The organism is Kocuria rosea subsp. polaris (assembly GCF_001483755.1).
GTDB lineage: Bacteria > Actinomycetota > Actinomycetes > Actinomycetales > Micrococcaceae > Kocuria > Kocuria cellulosilytica.
In genome coordinates, this window is record NZ_LQBK01000011.1 from 54407 (window position 1) to 72365 (window position 17959).

15 protein-coding genes are annotated in these 17959 nt (G+C 75.1%); 6 read left to right on the forward strand and 9 right to left on the reverse strand.

Annotation, left to right across the window (positions count from 1 at the left end; translation table 11 throughout):
• Window positions 1-75 precede the first annotated feature (75 nt).
• The 3 genes from AVL61_RS08310 to AVL61_RS08320 are packed head-to-tail and all read right to left on the reverse strand — an operon-like array spanning window position 76 to window position 3563.
• Window positions 76-1329 carry a glycoside hydrolase family 76 protein gene (locus AVL61_RS08310; protein ID WP_082697033.1) on the reverse strand — a complete coding sequence of 418 codons (1254 nt, stop codon included), beginning with the start codon at window positions 1327-1329 and terminating at the stop codon, window positions 76-78.
• A 42-nt stretch (window positions 1330-1371) separates the two neighbouring features.
• On the reverse strand, window positions 1372-2625 hold the full coding sequence (locus tag AVL61_RS08315) for a DUF418 domain-containing protein (RefSeq protein WP_058873891.1): 1254 nt from the start codon (window positions 2623-2625) through the stop codon (window positions 1372-1374).
• Window positions 2622-3563, reverse strand: coding sequence for a pseudouridine synthase (locus AVL61_RS08320; RefSeq protein ID WP_058873892.1), 942 nt, complete (start codon window positions 3561-3563; stop codon window positions 2622-2624). The genes AVL61_RS08315 and AVL61_RS08320 overlap by 4 nt, the downstream gene beginning before the upstream one ends.
• A 120-nt stretch (window positions 3564-3683) precedes the next feature.
• Between AVL61_RS08320 and idi the strand changes: the two genes are divergently transcribed.
• Window positions 3684-4235 carry an isopentenyl-diphosphate Delta-isomerase gene (idi, locus tag AVL61_RS08325; RefSeq protein ID WP_058873893.1) on the forward strand — a complete coding sequence of 184 codons (552 nt, stop codon included), beginning with the start codon at window positions 3684-3686 and terminating at the stop codon, window positions 4233-4235.
• Between the two features lie 23 nt (window positions 4236-4258).
• Here idi and AVL61_RS08330 read toward each other — a convergent pair whose 3' ends face one another.
• Complete coding sequence (locus AVL61_RS08330; protein WP_058873894.1) at window positions 4259-5167, reverse strand: LysR substrate-binding domain-containing protein; 909 nt, start codon at window positions 5165-5167, stop codon at window positions 4259-4261.
• Window positions 5168-5295: 128 nt separating this feature from the next.
• On the opposite strand from AVL61_RS08330, the gene AVL61_RS08335 reads away from it, so the two are divergent.
• A complete protein-coding gene (locus AVL61_RS08335; RefSeq protein ID WP_058873895.1) occupies window positions 5296-8802 on the forward strand; it encodes a proline dehydrogenase family protein in 3507 nt (1168 codons plus the stop codon).
• A 408-nt stretch (window positions 8803-9210) separates the two neighbouring features.
• Here the strand turns inward: AVL61_RS08335 and AVL61_RS08340 are convergent, their stop codons facing one another.
• Together AVL61_RS08340 and AVL61_RS08345 are read right to left on the reverse strand one after the other, a co-directional pair.
• On the reverse strand, window positions 9211-9702 hold the full coding sequence (locus AVL61_RS08340) for a nucleoside deaminase (protein WP_058873896.1): 492 nt from the start codon (window positions 9700-9702) through the stop codon (window positions 9211-9213).
• A gap of 243 nt (window positions 9703-9945) precedes the next feature.
• Window positions 9946-10635: an ArsR/SmtB family transcription factor gene (locus tag AVL61_RS08345; protein WP_058873897.1), complete on the reverse strand. Its 690-nt coding sequence runs from the start codon at window positions 10633-10635 to the stop codon at window positions 9946-9948.
• A gap of 109 nt (window positions 10636-10744) precedes the next feature.
• On the opposite strand from AVL61_RS08345, the gene AVL61_RS08350 reads away from it, so the two are divergent.
• The 3 genes from AVL61_RS08350 (at window position 10745) to AVL61_RS08360 (ending at window position 13834) form a co-directional block, all read left to right on the forward strand.
• The gene (locus tag AVL61_RS08350) at window positions 10745-12046 is read left to right on the forward strand and encodes an MFS transporter (protein WP_058873898.1); all 1302 of its coding nucleotides are present in this window, start codon (window positions 10745-10747) and stop codon (window positions 12044-12046) included.
• 197 nt (window positions 12047-12243) lie between these two features.
• Window positions 12244-12627 carry a hypothetical protein gene (locus tag AVL61_RS08355; RefSeq protein ID WP_058873899.1) on the forward strand — a complete coding sequence of 128 codons (384 nt, stop codon included), beginning with the start codon at window positions 12244-12246 and terminating at the stop codon, window positions 12625-12627.
• A 103-nt stretch (window positions 12628-12730) separates the two neighbouring features.
• Window positions 12731-13834, forward strand: a complete 1104-nt coding sequence (locus tag AVL61_RS08360) for a pyridoxal-phosphate-dependent aminotransferase family protein (RefSeq protein ID WP_058873900.1) — start codon at window positions 12731-12733, stop codon at window positions 13832-13834.
• Between the two features lie 135 nt (window positions 13835-13969).
• Here AVL61_RS08360 and AVL61_RS08365 read toward each other — a convergent pair whose 3' ends face one another.
• A complete protein-coding gene (locus AVL61_RS08365) occupies window positions 13970-14221 on the reverse strand; it encodes a DUF6458 family protein (RefSeq protein WP_058873901.1) in 252 nt (83 codons plus the stop codon).
• A 501-nt stretch (window positions 14222-14722) separates the two neighbouring features.
• On the opposite strand from AVL61_RS08365, the gene AVL61_RS08370 reads away from it, so the two are divergent.
• On the forward strand, window positions 14723-15373 hold the full coding sequence (locus AVL61_RS08370; RefSeq protein ID WP_058873902.1) for a hypothetical protein: 651 nt from the start codon (window positions 14723-14725) through the stop codon (window positions 15371-15373).
• Between the two features lie 67 nt (window positions 15374-15440).
• Here the strand turns inward: AVL61_RS08370 and AVL61_RS08375 are convergent, their stop codons facing one another.
• Together AVL61_RS08375 and AVL61_RS08380 are read right to left on the reverse strand one after the other, a co-directional pair.
• Entirely contained in the window at window positions 15441-17021 is a 1581-nt protein-coding gene (locus AVL61_RS08375) for a stealth conserved region 3 domain-containing protein (protein WP_408669418.1), read from the reverse strand.
• A gap of 76 nt (window positions 17022-17097) precedes the next feature.
• Window positions 17098-17940 carry a DNA-formamidopyrimidine glycosylase family protein gene (locus tag AVL61_RS08380; RefSeq protein WP_058873904.1) on the reverse strand — a complete coding sequence of 281 codons (843 nt, stop codon included), beginning with the start codon at window positions 17938-17940 and terminating at the stop codon, window positions 17098-17100.
• Window positions 17941-17959 lie beyond the last annotated feature (19 nt).

A 17959-nucleotide genomic window follows, 5' to 3' on the forward strand; every position in this document is an offset into this window, starting at 1 on the left:
CCGGGCGGGGCCACGGCCCCCGCCGCCCCGGAGGGCCGGTTCAGCGCACAGCGGAGCCGGGAGCTCCCGCCGCGGTCACGGGCGGGTCAGCCGGGCGGCGGCCTCGAGGACCGTCCACGCCTGCACCTGGGTGGACAGCTCGACCGGCACGCCGGGGCGCTGCGACTCGTCGGCGTGCCGCGCCGGGTCCGGGGAGAAGATCGCGACCGTCTCGCCGGCGGCCGTGCTGTCCGGCGCGCTGAAGTCGACCGCCGGGTCGAACTCCCGCCGTCCCGCCCACAGGGCGTCGGCGGTGCCCGTCACCAGCTCCGCCGCGGTGCCGCGGACCGCGGCGGGCAGGCCCGGGTGCAGGGCGGCGTCGGCGAGGTAGCGGGCCAGGATCCCGCTGAACAGGCCGGCGTCCCCACCCCCGTGGGTGCGCAGGACGGGGTGCCCGTCCAGCTCCCGGCCGTACTCCGCCGCGGCGCCCGCCACCACGTCGGCGGCCGCGCCCAGCAGGTCCGCCCGGTCCGGCCCGGCCGTGCCCGGGGCGTCCGCGAGCTCGAGCAGCGCGCCGAGCACGGGCCCGGAGTTGTAGCTGAACAGTCTCTCGTCCAGGCGGGTCACCTCCGCCCCGGATCCGGCGGCGACCAGGCGCAGGCCGTCGTGGAAGACCTTCCGCTCGGGGTTCCACAGGGTGCCCCGCAGCCAGCCGAGCACCGCACGGGCCTCCTCCGTGCGGTGCGTGCGCACGAAGGCCAGGGCCGTGGGCGCGGAGGACGCCGTGTTCTTGACGTCGTGGCGGGTGTTCCAGAAGACCCCGCCGCCGAGGTCCCCGGTGTGGCCCTGCTCCAGCCTGGCGAGCAGGGCGCTGCCGGCGTCGAGGCACGCCACGTCCGGCCGGCCGGTCAGGGCGCGGTCCAGTCCGGCGAGGCGGCCCACGGCCAGCAGCAGCCACGCCATGTCGTCGTAGTAGGAGTTGTGGGTCACCCGGCCGCCGCTGCGCAGGGTGATGCCCCGCAGCAGCCGGTGCCCCTCCCGGCGGAACCTCCCCGCCCGCGCGGGCTCGTCCAGGTGCCGGAGCCCGGCGTCCACCAGCGCGTCGAGCAGGTGCGCCTGCCACCAGTAGTGCCACGGGGCCTTCAGGGACGTGGGACGCGGGTGCGCCGGGGCGCCGAGCAGCGTGCCGGGCACCCCCAGCGCCCGCCCGCCGAACAGCTCCCGGACCGAGTGCGCCGCCCGGTCCGCCTGCTCGGACCGCTCCGCGGCCGTGGCGGCAGGTCCGGCGGCGCCGGTGGGCTCGGTGGTCTCGGTGCGGTGCGCGGCGCTCGCGCCGGTCGTCGTGGGCATGGGGGCTCCTGTGTCGGCGGGGGAGAAGTGCTGCGACCGAGCCTAGGCGCTCGCCGGGGGCGGCGGGACGCCCCGGTCCCGGGCCCGGCCGAGGAAGAGCCGCCGGTGCAGGGTCTCGGCCGGTCCGGGCCGGCCCTGCCGCTCCAGCACGGCCGCACCGAGCAGCGTGGCCAGCCACACGGCGGAGCCGAGCAGCAGCGCGGCGGTGGGCGTCAGGGAACGGCCAAGGCCCAGCGCGAACGGGGGCAGCAGCACGGTGAACAGCACGGACTGCGCGAGGTAGCCGCTCATCGACCGGCGGCCCAGGGCCTGCAGCGACCACAGCGCGGGGTGCTCCCGCGCCCTGAGGGGTCCCGCCGCGGCGCCGGGGGCGCCGCGCAGCACCCGGTCGCAGACCAGCGCCACCACGAGCGCGTAGCCGATCCCCTGGGCGGCCCCTGTCACCGCGTCCGCCCCGGTGAGCACGGACCCCGCGACGGCAGAGGGCTCGAGCCGGTCCGTGGTCAGGAGCCCGGTGCCGGCGCCCGTGAGCAGCCCGAGGCCGATGCCGGCCAGTGCGGCGGCGAGCAGCCGGCCGCGGCGGGGACCGGGCTCCTCGAGCACCCGGTACCGGCTCAGGGCCAGCCCGAGCAGCAGCATGGGCAGCAGTCCCAGCAGCTGGAGCGGGGCGAAGGACACCACCCCGAGTCCTTCGGCGAGCCCGAGCGCCAGCCGCTCCGGGACGGAGTCCGCCACCAGGCTGGGGAACGGCGGCGCGCCCGGCGACCGCACGGCCCAGCTCGCCGCGCCGTAGAGGACCATGAGGACCGAGCCGAGGGCCGCGAGGACCACGAGGGTGAGCGTGCTCTCGGCGATCAGCACGGCCAGGAAGAGCCCCCCGAACGCGTAGGCGGTGATGATGTCCCCGGGGAAGAGCAGGCAAGCGTGCAGGGCCCCGAAGAGCAGCAGCCACCCGTAGCGGCGCAGCAGCAGCCGGCGCGCCAGGGGCAGGGGCGTGCCGCGGGCCGCCTCCCGCGCGGTGATCTGGCCCACACCGTAGCCCACCAGGAACGAGAACAGGGGGAAGCCGCGGCCGTCCACCAGCATCGACATGGCCATGTTGACGACGTCGTCCGCCGTCCACCCCGCGGTGCCGGCGCCGGTCCCCAGGGTCCGGTCCCGGGGGCCGTCGGTGGGCCCGGCCGCCCAGATCCACACGGTGATGTTGGCGACCGCGATGACCCAGAGCATGAGCCCCCGGGCCACGTCCGGGGCCGGGACGCGCCCGGCCGCCCGGGGGGCGCGCGGAGCGCTCACGCGGCGTCGCCGGTCATGAGGGCGCGCCGGCTCTCGAGCACGAGCGGCACGCCGGTCACGGGGTGGACGAGGGCGATCCGCCGGGCCAGCAGCTGCAGCGGGCGGTCCGGGTCCTCCGCGCCGGCCGGCCGCACCTCCGGGTACAGGGGGTCGTGCCGGACGGGCACGCCCAGCCCGGCCAGGTGCACCCGGATCTGGTGGGTGCGCCCGGTCTCGGGCCGGACGGCGTAGCGGGCCCACGTCCCCTCCGCGTCCGTGAACGGCGGCCCGGCCGCCTCGAGCACGGTGCGCGCATTGACGGGACCGGGGACCTCCCGCGCCTGCAGGGACGTGCGGTCCTTGACGATGCGGGACTCGACGAGGCAGGGCAGGTCCAGGCCGGGCCGGTGCTCGGCCACGGCCTCGTACTCCTTGCCCACCGCCCGCGACTGGAAGAGGCTCTGGAACCGGCCGCGGGTGGCGGGGTCCCGCGAGAGCAGCAGGACCCCGGCGGTGCCGCGGTCGAGCCGGTGCAGCGGGGAGAGCCGGTCCTCGCCGCGGGAGCGGCGCAGCTTCACGAGCGCGCTCTGCGCCACGAACCCGCCGCGCGGTGTGGTGGGCAGCCCGTGCGGCTTGTCGACCGCCAGCAGCCACTCGTCCTCGAACAGCACCGGCAGGTCCCCGGGCAGCTCCGGCTCCTCGGGCAGGGCACGGTGGTACCAGACCGAGGCGCCGGGGCGGAAGGGGGCGCCGGGGGCGAGCGGCCGTCCGGCGTCGTCGACGATCCCGCCGCAAGCGAAGAGCTCCTCGAGCTCCGGGGCGGACGCGGGGAACCGGTTCAGCAGGTGGTCGCGGACGGTCCCGGGGGCCTCGGCCTCCCCGGCGGGCAGCCGGACCCGGACGGGGTCCACGCCGTCCCGCAGCGGCAGGGGAGCGGGGGCGGGCCGACGTCGTCGCATGGTTCCCGATCGTGCTCCGCCCGCGCCCCGTTGTCCACTCCGCGGGCCCGCGTTCCGCCGGCCCGTGGTTCCTGCGAGAATGGACGCGCACGTCACCGCCCTCCGACCGGAACGAGGCCCATGGCAGCCGAAGAGGTCGTCCTCCTGGACGACGAGCACCGTCCCATCGGGACCGCGCCCAAGGCCGGGGTGCACACCACGGACACCCCGCTGCACCTCGCGGTCTCGTGCTACGTCCTCGACGACGCCGGACGGCTGCTGCTGACCCGCCGGGCGCTCGCCAAGAAGACCTGGCCCGGGGTGTGGACCAACAGCTTCTGCGGCCACCCGGGCCCGGGCGAGGGGTTCGTCGAGGCCATCGCCCGCCGGGCGGGCCAGGAGCTGGGCTTCGAGGTGACGGGGATGCGGGAGGTGCTGCCCGACTTCCGCTACCGGGCGGTGGACGCCTCCGGGATCGTGGAGAACGAGTTCTGCCCCGTCTATGTGGCGCGGGCCACCGGCCGGCCGCGGCCCCTGCCCGCGGAGGTCGCGGAGGTCGCCTGGATCGCCCCGGAGGAGCTGTTCGCCGCCGCGGCGGCCGCGCCGTTCCTGCTCAGCCCCTGGCTGCTCGAGCAGGTCGCGGACGACCGGCTGCGCGGGGCGCTCACGGAGCGGGCTCCCGCCCGCCCGTAGCGGCCCGCCCCGCGGCCGCCGGCTCACTCCATCCGCCCGGCCAGGTCGGCGGCCACCGTCTCGAGGGCGGCCCGCAGCGCGAGGATCGCCGGGCGGTGCGCGCTCGAGCCGCGGATCGAGGTGAACACCGTCCGCCGCGGCCCGGTCGGCAGGTCGACCAGCCGGCAGGGCGAGTCCCCGCCCGCCCACATGAGGTCCGGCATGAGCGCCACGGCGTTGCCGGACTCCACGAGCCGGGTCTGCGCCTGCAGGTCCGCCGTCGAGAACCGGACGTCGGGCTCGAAGCCCGCCCGCCGGCACAGCTGCTCGCCCCAGTGCCGGGAGGCGGCGCCGCGCGGCTCCATGACCCACGGCAGCTCGCGGGCCTCCCGCAGGGACGTGACGGACGCGTGCTCGGGGCCGGGCGGAACGGCCAGGCGGATGGCGTCCGTGATCAGCCGCCGCCGGTCCAGGTCGGGGTGGTGGGCGGCGGCGTGGCTCGGGTACTGCTCGGCCACGACCACGTCGAACTCCCGGGCCCACGTCTCGTAGAGCGCCCGCTCCGGCTCCGCCTGCACCATCTCGACCCGCACCTCCGGGTGCTCGCGGCGCATGGCGCCCAGCACCTCGGGGAGCAGGGCCAGGGCCGCGGACTGGAACACGGCGACCCGCACGGTGCCGGTGACCGTGCTCAGCGACGCCGCCAGGTCCGACTCGGTGCGCTCCAGGACGTCGAGCAGCTCGGTGGTGCGCGCCACCAGGATCTCCGCCTGCGGGGTGAGCTGGACCCGCCGGCCGGCCTTGGACAGCAGCGCCACCCCGGCTTCCTTCTCCAGCGCGGAGAGCTGCTGGGAGACCGCTGAGGGGCTGAAGTTCAGGGCCGTGGCGACCTCCGCGAGGGTGCCCCGCAGCGCGAGTTCCCGGAGCAGCCGCAGCTTGCGCACGTCCAGCACGGCGCCACCTCCAAAGGGTCAGTTCCGCTGATGAATGATCTGCGGAAACATTCACTTTATCCGAATCGTCCGGGGCCGCATAGTGGAGACATCGCAGTGCTTTCGGCCCAACCCAGGGAGTACCACCCATGACCACGATCCCCGTCCCCGCGACCGCGCCCACCCCCGCGGATCCGTCGACAGGTCGCACCCTTCCCCACGCCGCCGTTCCCGGGTCGCTCCCCGAGCAGGCCGTGGCCACGGTGCGCCGCTGGCTCACCGAGGCCGAGGAGTTCCCCAAGGACGCCTCGGGCGAGCAGCTGGCCGGGGTGCTCAAGGATCCCAGCGGTCTGGACTTCACGGTCGGGTTCGTCGACGGCGTCATCCGTCCCGAGGACGTCCGGGTGGCCGCCCGCAACCTGGCCCGGCTGGCGCCGAAGGTCCCCGCCTTCCTGCCCTGGCACCTGCGCACCGCGGTGCGCGCGGGCGGGGCCCTGGCCCCGGTCGCCCCGCAGGTCGTGATCCCGGCGGCCCGCAGGGCGCTGCGCGAGATGGTCGGGCACCTCATCGTGGACGCCAGCGAGGCGAAGCTCGGGAAGTCGATCGCGAAGATCCGCAAGGACGACGTCCGGCTCAACGTCAACCTCCTGGGCGAGGCCGTGCTCGGGGACCGCGAGGCCGCCCGCCGGCTCCAGGGCACCCACGACCTGCTGGCCCGCCCCGACGTCGACTACGTCTCCATCAAGGTCTCCTCCACCGTCGCCCCGCACTCCGCCTGGGCCTTCGACGAGGCCGTCGCCGAGGTCGTCGAGAAGCTGACCCCGCTGTACGCGCAGGCCGCCTTCTTCACCACGCCGAAGTTCATCAACCTGGACATGGAGGAGTACAAGGACCTCGACATGACCCTGGAGGTCTTCACGCGGATCCTCGACCAGCCCCGGTTCCGGGAGCTCGAGGCCGGCATCGTGCTGCAGACCTACCTGCCCGACTCCCTCGCGGCGATGATCCGCCTGCAGGAGTGGGCCCGGGCGCGCCGCGCCGCCGGCGGCGCCCCCGTGAAGGTGCGCGTGGTCAAGGGCGCGAACCTGCCGATGGAGCAGGTCGAGGCCTCCTTGCACGACTGGCCCCTGGCGACCTGGGGCACCAAGCAGGACTCGGACACCCACTACAAGCGGGTCCTCAACTACGCCCTGCAGCCCGAGCACGCGGACGCCGTGCGCATCGGGGTGGCCGGGCACAACCTCTTCGACATCGCCTTCGCGTGGTTGCTGGCCGCCGAGCGCGGCGTGTCCGGGGCCGTCGACTTCGAGATGCTGCTGGGCATGGCGACCGGCCAGGCCGAGGCCGTCAAGCGCGACGTCGGCTCCCTGCTGCTCTACACCCCCGTGGTGCACCCGGCCGAGTTCGACGTGGCCATCGCCTACCTGATCCGCCGCCTGGAGGAGGGGGCGTCCCGGGAGAACTTCATGTCCGCGGTCTTCGAGCTGGCCGAGGACGAGGAGCTCTTCGAGCGCGAGAAGCAGCGCTTCCTCGCCTCCCTGGCCGGGCTCGACGACACCGTGCCCGCCCCCCACCGGGTCCAGGACCGCAGCCTGCCGGAGGCGCCCGCCCCGACCGACGCGTTCGCCAACACGCCGGACACCGACCCCGCCGTGGCCGCCAACCGGGACTGGGGCCGGGCGATCCTCGACCGCGTCCCGGGCTCCCGGGCCGGCACGGACACCGTCACGGCCGCGGCGCTGCGCACGGAGGAGCAGCTCGACCGCGTCATCGACGCGGCCCTCGAGGCCGGCCGCGGCTGGGCCGCGCTGACCGGCGCCCAGCGCGCCGAGGTGCTCCACCGGGCCGGCGAGGCCCTGGCCTCCCGCCGCGCCGAGCTGCTCGAGGTCGCGGCCGCGGAGGCCGGCAAGACCCTCGACCAGGCCGACCCGGAGATCAGCGAGGCCATCGACTTCGCCCACTACTACGCCGAGCGCGCCCGGGAGCTGGACGAGGTCGACGGCGCGTCCTTCGTCCCCTCCCGGCTCACCGTGGTGACCCCGCCGTGGAACTTCCCGGTGGCCATCCCGGCCGGGTCCGCGCTGGCCGCCCTCGCGGCCGGCTCCCCGGTCGTGTTCAAGCCGGCTGGCCCGACCAAGCGCTGCGGCGCCGTGGTGGCCGAGGCCGTCTGGGAGGCCCTGGACGCCTCCGGGGTGTCCCGCGACGTGCTCGCCCTCGTGGACCTGGAGGAGCGTGCCCTCGGCCGCCAGCTGATCTCCCACCCCTCGGTGGACCGGCTGATCCTCACCGGCGCCTACGAGACGGCCGAGCTCTTCCGCTCGTTCCGCAGCGACCTGCCCCTGCTGGCGGAGACCTCGGGGAAGAACGCCCTGATCGTGGCTCCCAGCGCGGACTTCGACCTCGCCGCCAAGGACGTCGCCTACTCGGCGTTCGGCCACGCGGGCCAGAAGTGCTCGGCCGCGTCCCTGGTCATCCTCGTCGGCTCCGTGGCGCAGTCCCGCCGCTTCCGCAACCAGCTCGTGGACGCGGTGACCTCCCTGACCGTCGACCACCCCATCAACCCCGCCGCGCAGATGGGCCCGCTCACCGAGCCCGCCGAGGGCAAGCTGCTCCAGGCCCTGACCACCCTGGAGGAGGGCCAGTCCTGGCTGATCGAGCCGCAGCAGCTCGACGGGACCGGCCGGCTGTGGAGCCCGGGCGTGCGCACGGGCGTGCAGCGCGGCTCCGAGTTCCACCAGGTCGAGTACTTCGCCCCGGTGCTCGGCGTGATGACCGCCGAGACCCTGGAGGAGGCCGTGGCCATCCAGAACGAGGTGGAGTACGGGCTCACGGCCGGGCTGCACTCGCTGGACCCGGAGGACATCGCCTACTGGCTCGAGCACGTCCAGGCCGGCAACCTCTACGTCAACCGCCACATCACCGGGGCCATCGTCCAGCGCCAGCCCTTCGGCGGCTGGAAGAAGTCGGCGGTCGGTCCCGGCACCAAGGCCGGCGGTCCCAGCTACCTCATGGGCCTGGGCGAGTGGGAGCCGGCACCGCTGCGCGGGGACGGGCTGCCCGTGGCCGACGCGGCCGTCGTCGAGCTGCTGCAGGCCGCGCAGTCGGGGACGGCGGAGCTCGTGCCGGCCGAGGCGGAGAGCCTCGAGCAGGCGCTGCGCAGCGACGAGGCCGCCTGGGCCGAGGAGTTCGGCGTGGCCAAGGACGTCACCGGCCTCTACGCCGAGCGCAACGTCTTCCGCTACCTGCCCCTGCCCGTGACGGTGCGCCTGTCCGAGGGCGAGCCGCTGGCCGACCTGCTGCGCGTCGTCGCCGCCGGGCTGCGGGCGGGCTCCGCCCTGACCGTCTCCTCGGCGCGCGAGCTGCCCGCCCCGGTGCGCGCCGTGCTCACCGACCGCGGCGTGCCCGTGCAGGTGGAGGACGACGCCGCGTGGCTGGCCGGCGCCCCGGCCCTCGGCGGCGGCCGCGTCCGGCTGATCGGCGGGGACCGTGCGGCGTTCATCGCCGCGACGGGCTCGCGCCCGGACCTCGCCGTCTACGCCCACCCCGTGACCGGGGCCGGCCGGGTCGAGATGCTGCCGTTCCTGCACGAGCAGGCGGTCAGCATCACCGCCCACCGCTTCGGCACGCCCCACCGGCTCACGGACGAGCTGATCTAGCGGCTCACCCCGCGCAGCGCGACGGCCCCGGACCCTGGTCCGGGGCCGTCGCGCTGCGCGGGGTGAGGCGGTGGCACCAGGGCATCCCGTGCCCGAGGGCGGGCTCACCGCGCTGCGGACCGCAGTCGTGCCCCGGTCCCGGGGACGGGAGAGGCGCCGCCCTCGCGGATCAGTGCGAGAGCGGCGCCCACGGAGCCCGGCCGGCTGTGCTCCGGTGTCCCCCCATGTGCATCGCACATCGGACCCGTGAGCCGCCGGGACTCGTCACCGCAAGGTTACTGACTTGTAGACCAGTGTTCCGCATTTCGTAAGGCGGCTCACAACCCGGGTGGGCGCCGCCTCCACGTGCGGGGACGCCCTCCGGCGACCGGGGGTGCTGCTGTCGCGCCGGGGCGCGCGGAACGGGGCTCAGTAGTCGGTGCGCGCGGCGTTGCGGGCCCATGCCTCGAACGGCGCGGTGCGCTCGTCGAGGGCCACGGGGAGGACCTGCAGGGACCGCTCGTGCTCGGGCTTGGCGAAGTACTCGTAGAACTCCGCGTCGTCGAAGCCGCCGGAGGCCGCGTCGTGCCGGTCCGCGGCGTACCAGACGGCGTCCAGCCGGGCCCACAGGGAGGCCGACAGGCACATGGGGCACGGCTCGCAGCTGGAGTAGAGCGTGGCGCCGGAGAGGTCGAAGGTGCCCAGCTCGCGGCAGGCGTTGCGGATCGCCATGACCTCGGCGTGGGCGGTGGGGTCGTTCTCCGCCGTGACGCGGTTGACCCCGGGGAAGCGGCGGCCGTCGGGGGCGACGACGACGGCGCCGAAGGGTCCGCCGTCGACGGCCGCGTTGCCCACCGCCAGGTCGATGGCCTCGAGCAGCAGCTCCCGGGCGTCGGGAGGCGGCGTGCGGTCTGTGTCCATGCGGATCTCCCGGTGTGGGCGCAGGGGCCGCCGCGGAGCCTCCCGGCCCGGGGCGGGGTGGGGCGCCGACGGCGGCCGCCGCGAGGTCGACGGTGCGGTTCCGCCTGCTGGGCGGTCTCCGGGGATCCGGACCCGCCGCGGGCTTGTCCAGAGGCTACCGAGGAGTCTGCCGGACCACAACGGCCGCGGCGGCGGAGGAGCGGCTCCCGGACGGGGCGTCGCCCGCAGGGCTCCGTCCCGCCCTCAGGCGGCCCGGCCGGTGTCCACGGGCAGCCCGCCGAGGCGCCACTCGAGCAGACCGTCCTCGAGCCGGCGGGCCCGGCGTCCCCGGGCGCGCAGGAGGTCCACGGCCTCGTGGGCGAGCACGCACCAGGCGCCGCGGCAGTACGCCACGACCTCCCGCCCGTCCGGCAGCTCCGCCAGCCGCGCGGACAGCTCCTCCAGCGGGATGGAGACGGCCCCGGGGATGTGGGCGGCGGCGTACTCCTCGGGCGGCCGGACGTCCAGGACGGTGAGCTCCCCGGCCTCCGCCCGGGCCAGCAGTTCGTCGCGGTGCACCTCCCGCTCGCCCGCCTCCCCGGCGAGGGCGCCGCCGGTGCCGAGGTAGTCCTCGCGGGCGCGTTCCACCTCGGCCAGACGGTCGCCGGCCACGGTGCGCAGCTGCGCGTAGAGGCGTGCCACGTCCTGTCCCGCCAGGTCGTAGTGGATCCTCGTCCCGTCCCGGCGGGTGGTCACCAGTCCGGCCTGCTTGAGCACCTGCAGGTGCGCCGAGGCGGTGCTCAGGCCCAGGCCTGCGGCCGCGGCGAGGTTCTCCACGCTGCGCTCGCCCTGGGTCAGCAGGTCCAGCAGCTCCAGCCGCTTCCCGTTGCCCAGGGCCTTGCCCACTCGGGCCAGCTGCTCGAAGAGCGCGGCCTTCTTGCCCGGGTCCCCCATGTCATCCTCCAAAGATCTGTGGAACACTGTTGGAAGCATTGTTCCACGCTTCCGTGGAATACCGGACCACTCGCCGCCCGGCGGGTCCACGACACGAGAGGGAACGGTCATGAACCGGCGCACGAGCCCCCGCCCCACGGCTTCCCGGCCCCTCCGCCTGGGCCTGCGCGCCAACGCCGCCCAGTTCGCCCTGCTGGTGGCGGTCAACGCCCTGGTCGGCGGCATGGTCGGCCAGCAGCAGACCGTGCTGCCGTTGCTGGCCGAGGGCGAGTTCGGGCTCAGCGGCTACACCTTCATCTTCACCTACGTGGCCGCCTTCGGGATCACCAAGGCGATCGCCAACTGGTTCGCCGGGACCTTCTCCGACCGGTACGGGCGCAAGCCCGTGCTGCTGGTCGGCTGGCTGTTCGCCGTGCCCGTGCCGCTGATGCTGATCTTCGCCCCGGACTGGGGATGGGTCGTGGCGGCCAACGTGCTGCTGGGCATCAACCAGGGCCTGACCTGGTCCACGACCGTGGTGATGAAGATCGACCTCGTGGGCCCGGCCCAGCGCGGGCTGGCCATGGGGCTCAACGAGGCCGCCGGCTACGGTGCGGTGGCCGTGACCTCCCTGCTGGCCGGGTACCTGGCCGAGCAGTACGGGCTGCGCCCGGCGCCGTTCCTGCTGGGCATCGCCTACACCGCCCTGGCGCTGCTGCTGTCCGGGGTGTTCGTCAAGGAGACCCGGGCTCACGCCCTGCTCGACGCCGGCCGGCACACCCCCCGCGCCGACGGCCTCCACGACCATCTGCACGGGGAGCTCACCGACCGCCAGGTCATCGCCCAGACCAGCCTCAAGGAGCCGGCACTGTCCTCGGCGAGCCAGGCGGGGCTGGTCAACAACCTCAACTTCGGGCTCTCCTGGGGGCTGTTCCCGCTGCTGTTCGCCACCGCCGAGCTGACCGTGGGACAGATCGGGCTGCTCTTCGCCCTCTACCCCGGAGTGTGGGGGATCGGGCAGCTGGTCACCGGCGCCCTGTCGGACCGCATCGGGCGCAAGCACCTGATCACTGCCGGAATGGCCGTCCAGGCCGCCGCCCTGGTGCTCATCGCCCTGGGGGAGGGCTTCGGCGGCTGGGCCGCCGGCACCGTGCTGCTGGGGGCCGGTACCGCGATGGTCTATCCGACCCTGCTCGCGGTGGTCGGTGACGTGGCGCACCCGGTGTGGCGCGGCCGTGCCGTGGGCGTCTATCGCGTCTGGCGCGACCTGGGCTACGCGGTCGGGGCCGTCCTCGGCGGGATCGTGGCCGACCTGCTGGGCCTGCACGCAGCCGTCTGGGCCGCCGCCGGCATCAGCGCCGTCTCGGCGCTGGTGGTGGCGGTGCGGATGTACGAGACCCACCGCCCGATCGCGGCCGCGCCGCGGCCCTGAGCCCCCGCCCGCGACGCCCCGGCCCTGCGCGGCCGGGGCCTGCCCAGCAGGGTGCGGGCCCGGGCGTGCTGCGGCCGGTCGCTAGAGTGGAAGCCACCCACCCGCCCCACCGGGACCGCACCCCACCGGGCCCGGCCCGGGCGCCGGTGCCGCACCGGCGACCCGGACCCCGAACTCCCCAGGAGGGCACTCCTCCCATGGCCGACCTGCTCGACTTCAACCACGGCGGCGCCACGCATCCCGGCGCGCGCGCCGCCGTCCATCCCGGCGCGGACTCGGGCGAGCACGTGGTGCTGTACACCGTGGTCGCCGAGACGGACGAGCACATCGTCCTCGACGACGGCTTCACCTACGACAAGCGCACCGGCGTGGTCCAGGGCCCCGCCGGACGCCCCACGCTCCAGAACCGCATGACGGCCACCGAGGGCAGCGCGATGTTCGCGTCCTGGTCCCCCATCGCCCAGCAGCCCCGCCGCCCGTTCCCGGCCGGCGTCCCCGGCGGCGGCTCCGGTCCGCAGGGCGCCCCGGAACGCCGCCTCAGGACGATGCTCCGCCGCCTCGGCCGTCGGCGAGGCCGGTGACCCGCGGCGGCGGGCGGCGGGGCAGCGCGCTGACGGCGTGCGGCGCCGGCAGGCCATAGGCTGGACGGCGGACCTGTCCACCCGTTCCCCTGAGGAGTGCACCGTGCCCCTGATCCAGCGACACCTGTTCGGCCCCGGCCCGTCCAACCCCTACCCGGAGGCCACCGCGGCGCTGGGCCACCCGCTGCTCGGCCACCTGGATCCCGCCTTCCTCGACATCATGGACAGCGCCTGCGACGGCCTGCGCACGGTCTGGGGCACGGACAACCGGCGCACCCTGCCGCTGAGCGCCACGGGCTCCGCCGGCATGGAGGCGGCGTTCGTCAACACCGTGGAGGAGGGCGACGTCGTCGTCGTCGCCGTCAACGGCCTGTTCGGCGAGCGGATGTGCGACGTCGCGGCCCGCTGCGGTGCCGAGGTGGTGCGCGTGGACTTCCCCTACGGGGAGCCGATCGACCCGCAGCGCGTCGCGGAGGCGCACCCGTCCCCCAAGATCATCGCGGCGGTGCACGCGGAGACCTCCACGGGAGTGCGCTCCGACATCGCCGCGCTGGGCGCGCTCAAGGGCGACGCCCTGCTGCTCGTGGACGCGGTCACGTCCATCGGCGGCATCGAGCTGCGCGCGGACGACTGGGGCGTGGACCTCGGCTACGCGGGCACCCAGAAGTGCCTGGGGGTCGCCCCGGGGCTGGCGCCGTTCACGATCTCGGACGCCGCGTTCGAGCGCCGGGTGCAGCACCCCCGCTCCTGGTACCTCGACCTCGGCATGCTCGGCGGCTACGTGGGCGAGGCCCAGGGCGGTGCCCGCACCTACCACCACACCGCGCCGACGGCGATGATCGCGTCCCTGGACGCCGCGCTGCGCCGGATCGCCGAGGAGGGCCTGGAGAACGTCTGGGCCCGCCACCAGGCCGCCGGGGACGCGCTCCAGGCGGGGCTGCAGGACATGGGCCTGGAGCTGTTCGCCGCCGAGGGGCACCGCCTGCCGGAGCTGACCACGGTCAAGGTGCCCGAGGGCGTCGACTCCGCCTGGGTGCGGTCCTACCTGCTGGAGCACTTCTCCGTGGAGATCGGGGCGGGCGTCAAGGAGTACGCGAACACGGTGTGGCGGATCGGCCTGATGGGCCCCAATGCCCACGCCGGATCGGTGGCCCTCGTCCTGGGCGCCCTGCAGGAGGCGCTGCGGAAGGCCCCCGCACTGGTCTGAGCCGTCCCTGCGCGCCGTGGTCCGCCGCCCGCACCGGTCCCGCCCGCACCGGTCCCGCCCGCACCGCGCGGGCGGGACCGGCGAGCGCGCGGGGCGGACCTCGCCGCGCGCACCGGGCGGGTGCCGCGGGAGTCCTCAGCTGAGGTCGGTCTCGGAGCGCTCGATGCGCTCCCCGGTGCCGGGATCCGCCACGGTGCTGCGGGTGGAGCGGCGCCGGGACGGCACGGCGGCGGCGATCAGGACCAGGGCGAGGTAGGCGACGCCCACCCAGAAGATGATCTGGCCGGCCAGTGCGAGATTGACCGGGCCCACGACGGACGGCAGCGCCAGCCAGAGGATCAGGCCGACGGCGATGGTGATCAGGGGACCGGCAGGGTTGAGTCGCATGGCGGGGTCCTCTCGGGAGGGCGGACGGAGCACGAATGCATTAAGTAAAGCAAATCCATGCTGGATCATGCGGAACGCGCCCTGTCGGGGCGGGGAGCACGTCCGGCAGGGCACGCCACTGCCCGCCGTGCCCGACGCGCGGAGTCATGTTCGGCCGCGGCCGCGCCCGTTCTCCGCGGCACCCCGGTGCCCCGCGTGCCGTACCCCGGCGCCCCGCCTGCGGGACCGCCCCGGCACGCCGCGGGACCGGCCCGGGGGCGGGTTCGCCGAAGAGCTCTCTGACCAGGGGCGACTCCCGGACCGGCGCCCGGACGGGCCTGGGCCGGTCCCCGGTGCGGTCCCCTGGCGGGCACCGGCCCGGCCCGGTGCCCGCGGCGCTGGGAACGCGGCCACGGGGTGGCCCGGCACGCCGTTGCCCGCCACTGAGCCGGACTGCTGGCCGGACCCGTGCGGCTCTGCTTCTTTTGAGGAACGTGGGGGCCTACCGAGGAGGAACATCCGATGGAAACCTGGATCTGGATCGTGCTGGCCGTGGTCGTGCTGGCCGTGGTGCTCCTGGCCGTGCTGGCCGGGAGTCGCAAGAAGAAGGAGCGCGACGCCGCGCAGCGGCGGGAGAACCAGGAGCGCGCCGCCGAGCTGCGCTCCCGCAGCGAGGAGGAGGACCTCTCGGCCCGCGAGCGCAAGGCGGACGCCGACGCGGCCCGTGCCGAGGCCGAGCGGGCCCGGATCGAGGCCGACCGCCTCGAGCAGGACGCCCAGCGGCGGGCCGAGGACGCCGACAAGGTGCGGCAGGAGGCGGAGACCCACCGCCGGGACGCCGCGGCGCTCGCCCCGGACGGGGACGACTCCACAGCCGGTGCCACCCGGCGCGGACACCACGAGGACGGTGTGGACCACGAACGGGACGCCCGTTCCGACGACGCCCCCTGGCAGGACGGCGAGCCCGGGCCGGACACACGCTCCCGGAACGACGGTGATCTCCGGTCCGAGGGCGAGCCCGGGCCGGACCCGAGCACTCGGGGTGACGGTGACCTCCGGTCCGACGGCGACGCCGGCCCCGACCCGCGGACCCGGCGCGACGGCGACGCCGGCCCCGACCGCGGCTACCGGGGCGAGGGCGAGCCCGGACCCGGGGACCGGCCGCGCGCCTGAGCCCCGGTGGCGCCCGCGGCCGGTGCCGGGAGCCCGGCACCGGCCGCGGGCCCGGACGCTCCTGCGGTCACTTCTCCCAGGGAGCCGTGATGGGGTAGTAGCGCTCGAGGAAGTCCGTCATCCGCTCGGCGCGCTCGGGCGCGGGCACCTCCGGGAAGCTGCCGTCGTTGAGGCAGAACATGTCCAGGTTGCGCCGGCCGAGCAGCTTCTCCATCTGCTGCAGCCCGGAGCGCGTGGTGGTGTCCACGTACTGGGTGCGGGCCGTCTCCTGGGTCACGGCCCGGCCGGTCAGCAGCGCGTAGTAGTGGTAGAGCGAGTTCGTGACCGAGATGTTGTCCGCCGCCCGGAAGCGGCTGGCCGCGGTGCGGGCGAACTCGGCGGGGAACTCCCGCTCCATCTCGGCCACCACGCTGCGCCGCAGGGGCGCGGCGCAGTGCTGCAGGTGGCGGGTGGTGATCCGGCCGAAGCGCTCCCACAGGAGCCGGCGGTTGACGCGGGCGGCGTTCTCGAAGCCCGAGCGCTCGGCGGAGTTCTCGCCCAGGCCGATGCGGGTCTCGTTCTCCACGAACTTCGTGATCCCCCCGGGCGAGAAGAACAGCGCCGGGCCGATCGGGCGGCCGAAGAACATGTCGTCGTTGGAGTACAGGTAGTGCTCCGAGAGCCCCTCGATGTGGTGCAGCTGCGCCTCCACCGCCTGCGAGTTGTAGATCGGCAGCGCCGAGGTGTCCGCGAAGAACTCCTCGCTGCGCACGACCCGCACCCGCGGGTGCTCCGCCAGCCACGCCGGCGGCCGGGAGTCCGTGGCGATGTAGATGTTGCGCACCCAGGGGGCGAACATGTGCACCGAGCGCAGGGCGTACTTCAGCTCGTCGACCTGCCGGAAGCGGGCCTCGTGCGCGTCGCCCTCGCCCACCACGGCGTCGGCCATGTACGAGGCCCGGACCCTGCGGTACTCCTCGTCGGAGCCGTCCACCCACGAGAAGATCATGTCGATCTCGAAGTCGATGTCGATGGCGTGGTCGGCGAACATGTTCTCGATCGTGGGCCAGGTGAGACCGAAGCGCTCCACGGTGCCGCGCACGGCCTCGGCCACCGGGACGGTGCGCCGGGTCAGCGAGTTCTCGATGGGCAACCGGATCTCGTCCTCGCCGAACTCCCAGAGCTCCACCTGCACGCCGGTGCCGGCGCCGTAGTAGAGCCGGGCCTCCGCGGAGTAGTGGGGCCGGAACAGGCGCAGCACCCGGGCGTTGCGGCGGGAGGACAGCTCGCCGTCGGCCAGCAGCTGCACGGTCTTCTTCTTGGTGTCCATCGGCTTGACGTAGTAGGGCTCGCCCACGGCCGCGTCCACCAGGGCCTGCCGGAGCCGGGGCCGGTCCTTGAGGTCCACCGCGATGACGGGGCGCTCGTCGTTGCCGCGCACCAGCAGGTAGTCGACCCCCGCGGAGTCCAGGACCCCGCGCAGGAAGAGCAGGTTCTGGACCATGACGTCGTGCGGGGTCTGGTCCGTGATCCGCAGGGCGAAGCGGTCCTTGTAGCGGACGACGTCCTCGCGCTGGTCCAGGGCCGCGGCCGAGGCACGGGACGCGGAGCGGAACTCCTCACCGTCCGCGCCGTCCTCGGGTGCCGCGAAGTACTCTGCGCCGAGCAGGGTCGTGTTGATGGTGCCTCCTCATGATGTCGGGCCGCTGGGGCGGCGATCTCATGATAAGCCGCCACGGCCGGACTCAGCGGGGGAGGGGCTGGCAGCGCTCGCAGAACCACACCGGGCGGTCCCGCGGCGGCCCGGGGTGGGGCTCGCCGGGCACGAGCTCGGCGTCGTCGATCCGTGCCTCCCGGATCGGGGCCCCGCACCGGCGGCACGGCTGCCGGCCGCGGCCGTAGACCCAGAACTGCTCGCCCCGGCGGGCGGGACCGCCCACCGTGGAGCGCTGCGAGCGGTCCCGGTTGGCGTGCAGCAGCCGGTGGGCGAGGTCCACGACCGCACCGAGGTCCGGGACGGCGGCCACCGGGGTGAAGGGGTGCAGCCGCCGCAGGAACAGGATCTCGTTGCGGTAGACGTTGCCGATGCCGGCGAGGTTGCGCTGGTCCATGAGCGCGGCGCCCACGTGCCGCCGCAGGTGCAGGGCCAGCCGGGCCAGGGCCTCGGCCCGGTCCCAGTCCGGACCGAGCAGGTCCGGGCCGAGATGGCCCACGAGCTCGTCCTCGTCCGCGGTGGCCACGAGGTCCAGCATGCCGAGGTCGAAGCCGACGGCCTGCGCGGCCGCGTTCTCGAGCACCGCCCGGGCCTGGTGGCCGGGGCGCCGCCACCGGGCGCCGGGCGGATAGACGTGCCACATGCCCTCCATGAGCAGGTGGGAGTGCAGGGTGAGCGGGGGCAGGGCGTCGGGGCCGCCGTCGGTGCGGACCAGCAGGTGCTTGCCCCGCGGCAGCACCTCGGTCACGGTGCGCCCCGAGAGGTCCGCGGTGGCGATCGACGGGAAGCGGAGGTCGCTGCGGGTCAGGACCTTGCCGGCCAGGGCGCGGCGCAGCAGGGCGGCCTGGCGGTGGACGGTGTCACCCTCGGGCACGGCCGCCCCCGGGGTCCCG

Coding starts and splice junctions, on each gene's coding strand:
- AVL61_RS08310 (WP_082697033.1), bottom strand. CDS start 1,329: ATGCCCACGACGACCGGCGCGAGCGCCGCGCACCGCACCGAGACCACC.
- AVL61_RS08320 (WP_058873892.1), bottom strand. CDS start 3,563: ATGCGACGACGTCGGCCCGCCCCCGCTCCCCTGCCGCTGCGGGACGGC.
- idi (WP_058873893.1), top strand. CDS start 3,684: ATGGCAGCCGAAGAGGTCGTCCTCCTGGACGACGAGCACCGTCCCATC.
- AVL61_RS08335 (WP_058873895.1), top strand. CDS start 5,296: ATGACCACGATCCCCGTCCCCGCGACCGCGCCCACCCCCGCGGATCCG.
- AVL61_RS08340 (WP_058873896.1), bottom strand. CDS start 9,702: ATGGACACAGACCGCACGCCGCCTCCCGACGCCCGGGAGCTGCTGCTC.
- AVL61_RS08345 (WP_058873897.1), bottom strand. CDS start 10,635: ATGGGGGACCCGGGCAAGAAGGCCGCGCTCTTCGAGCAGCTGGCCCGA.
- AVL61_RS08350 (WP_058873898.1), top strand. CDS start 10,745: ATGAACCGGCGCACGAGCCCCCGCCCCACGGCTTCCCGGCCCCTCCGC.
- AVL61_RS08355 (WP_058873899.1), top strand. CDS start 12,244: ATGGCCGACCTGCTCGACTTCAACCACGGCGGCGCCACGCATCCCGGC.
- AVL61_RS08365 (WP_058873901.1), bottom strand. CDS start 14,221: ATGCGACTCAACCCTGCCGGTCCCCTGATCACCATCGCCGTCGGCCTG.
- AVL61_RS08370 (WP_058873902.1), top strand. CDS start 14,723: ATGGAAACCTGGATCTGGATCGTGCTGGCCGTGGTCGTGCTGGCCGTG.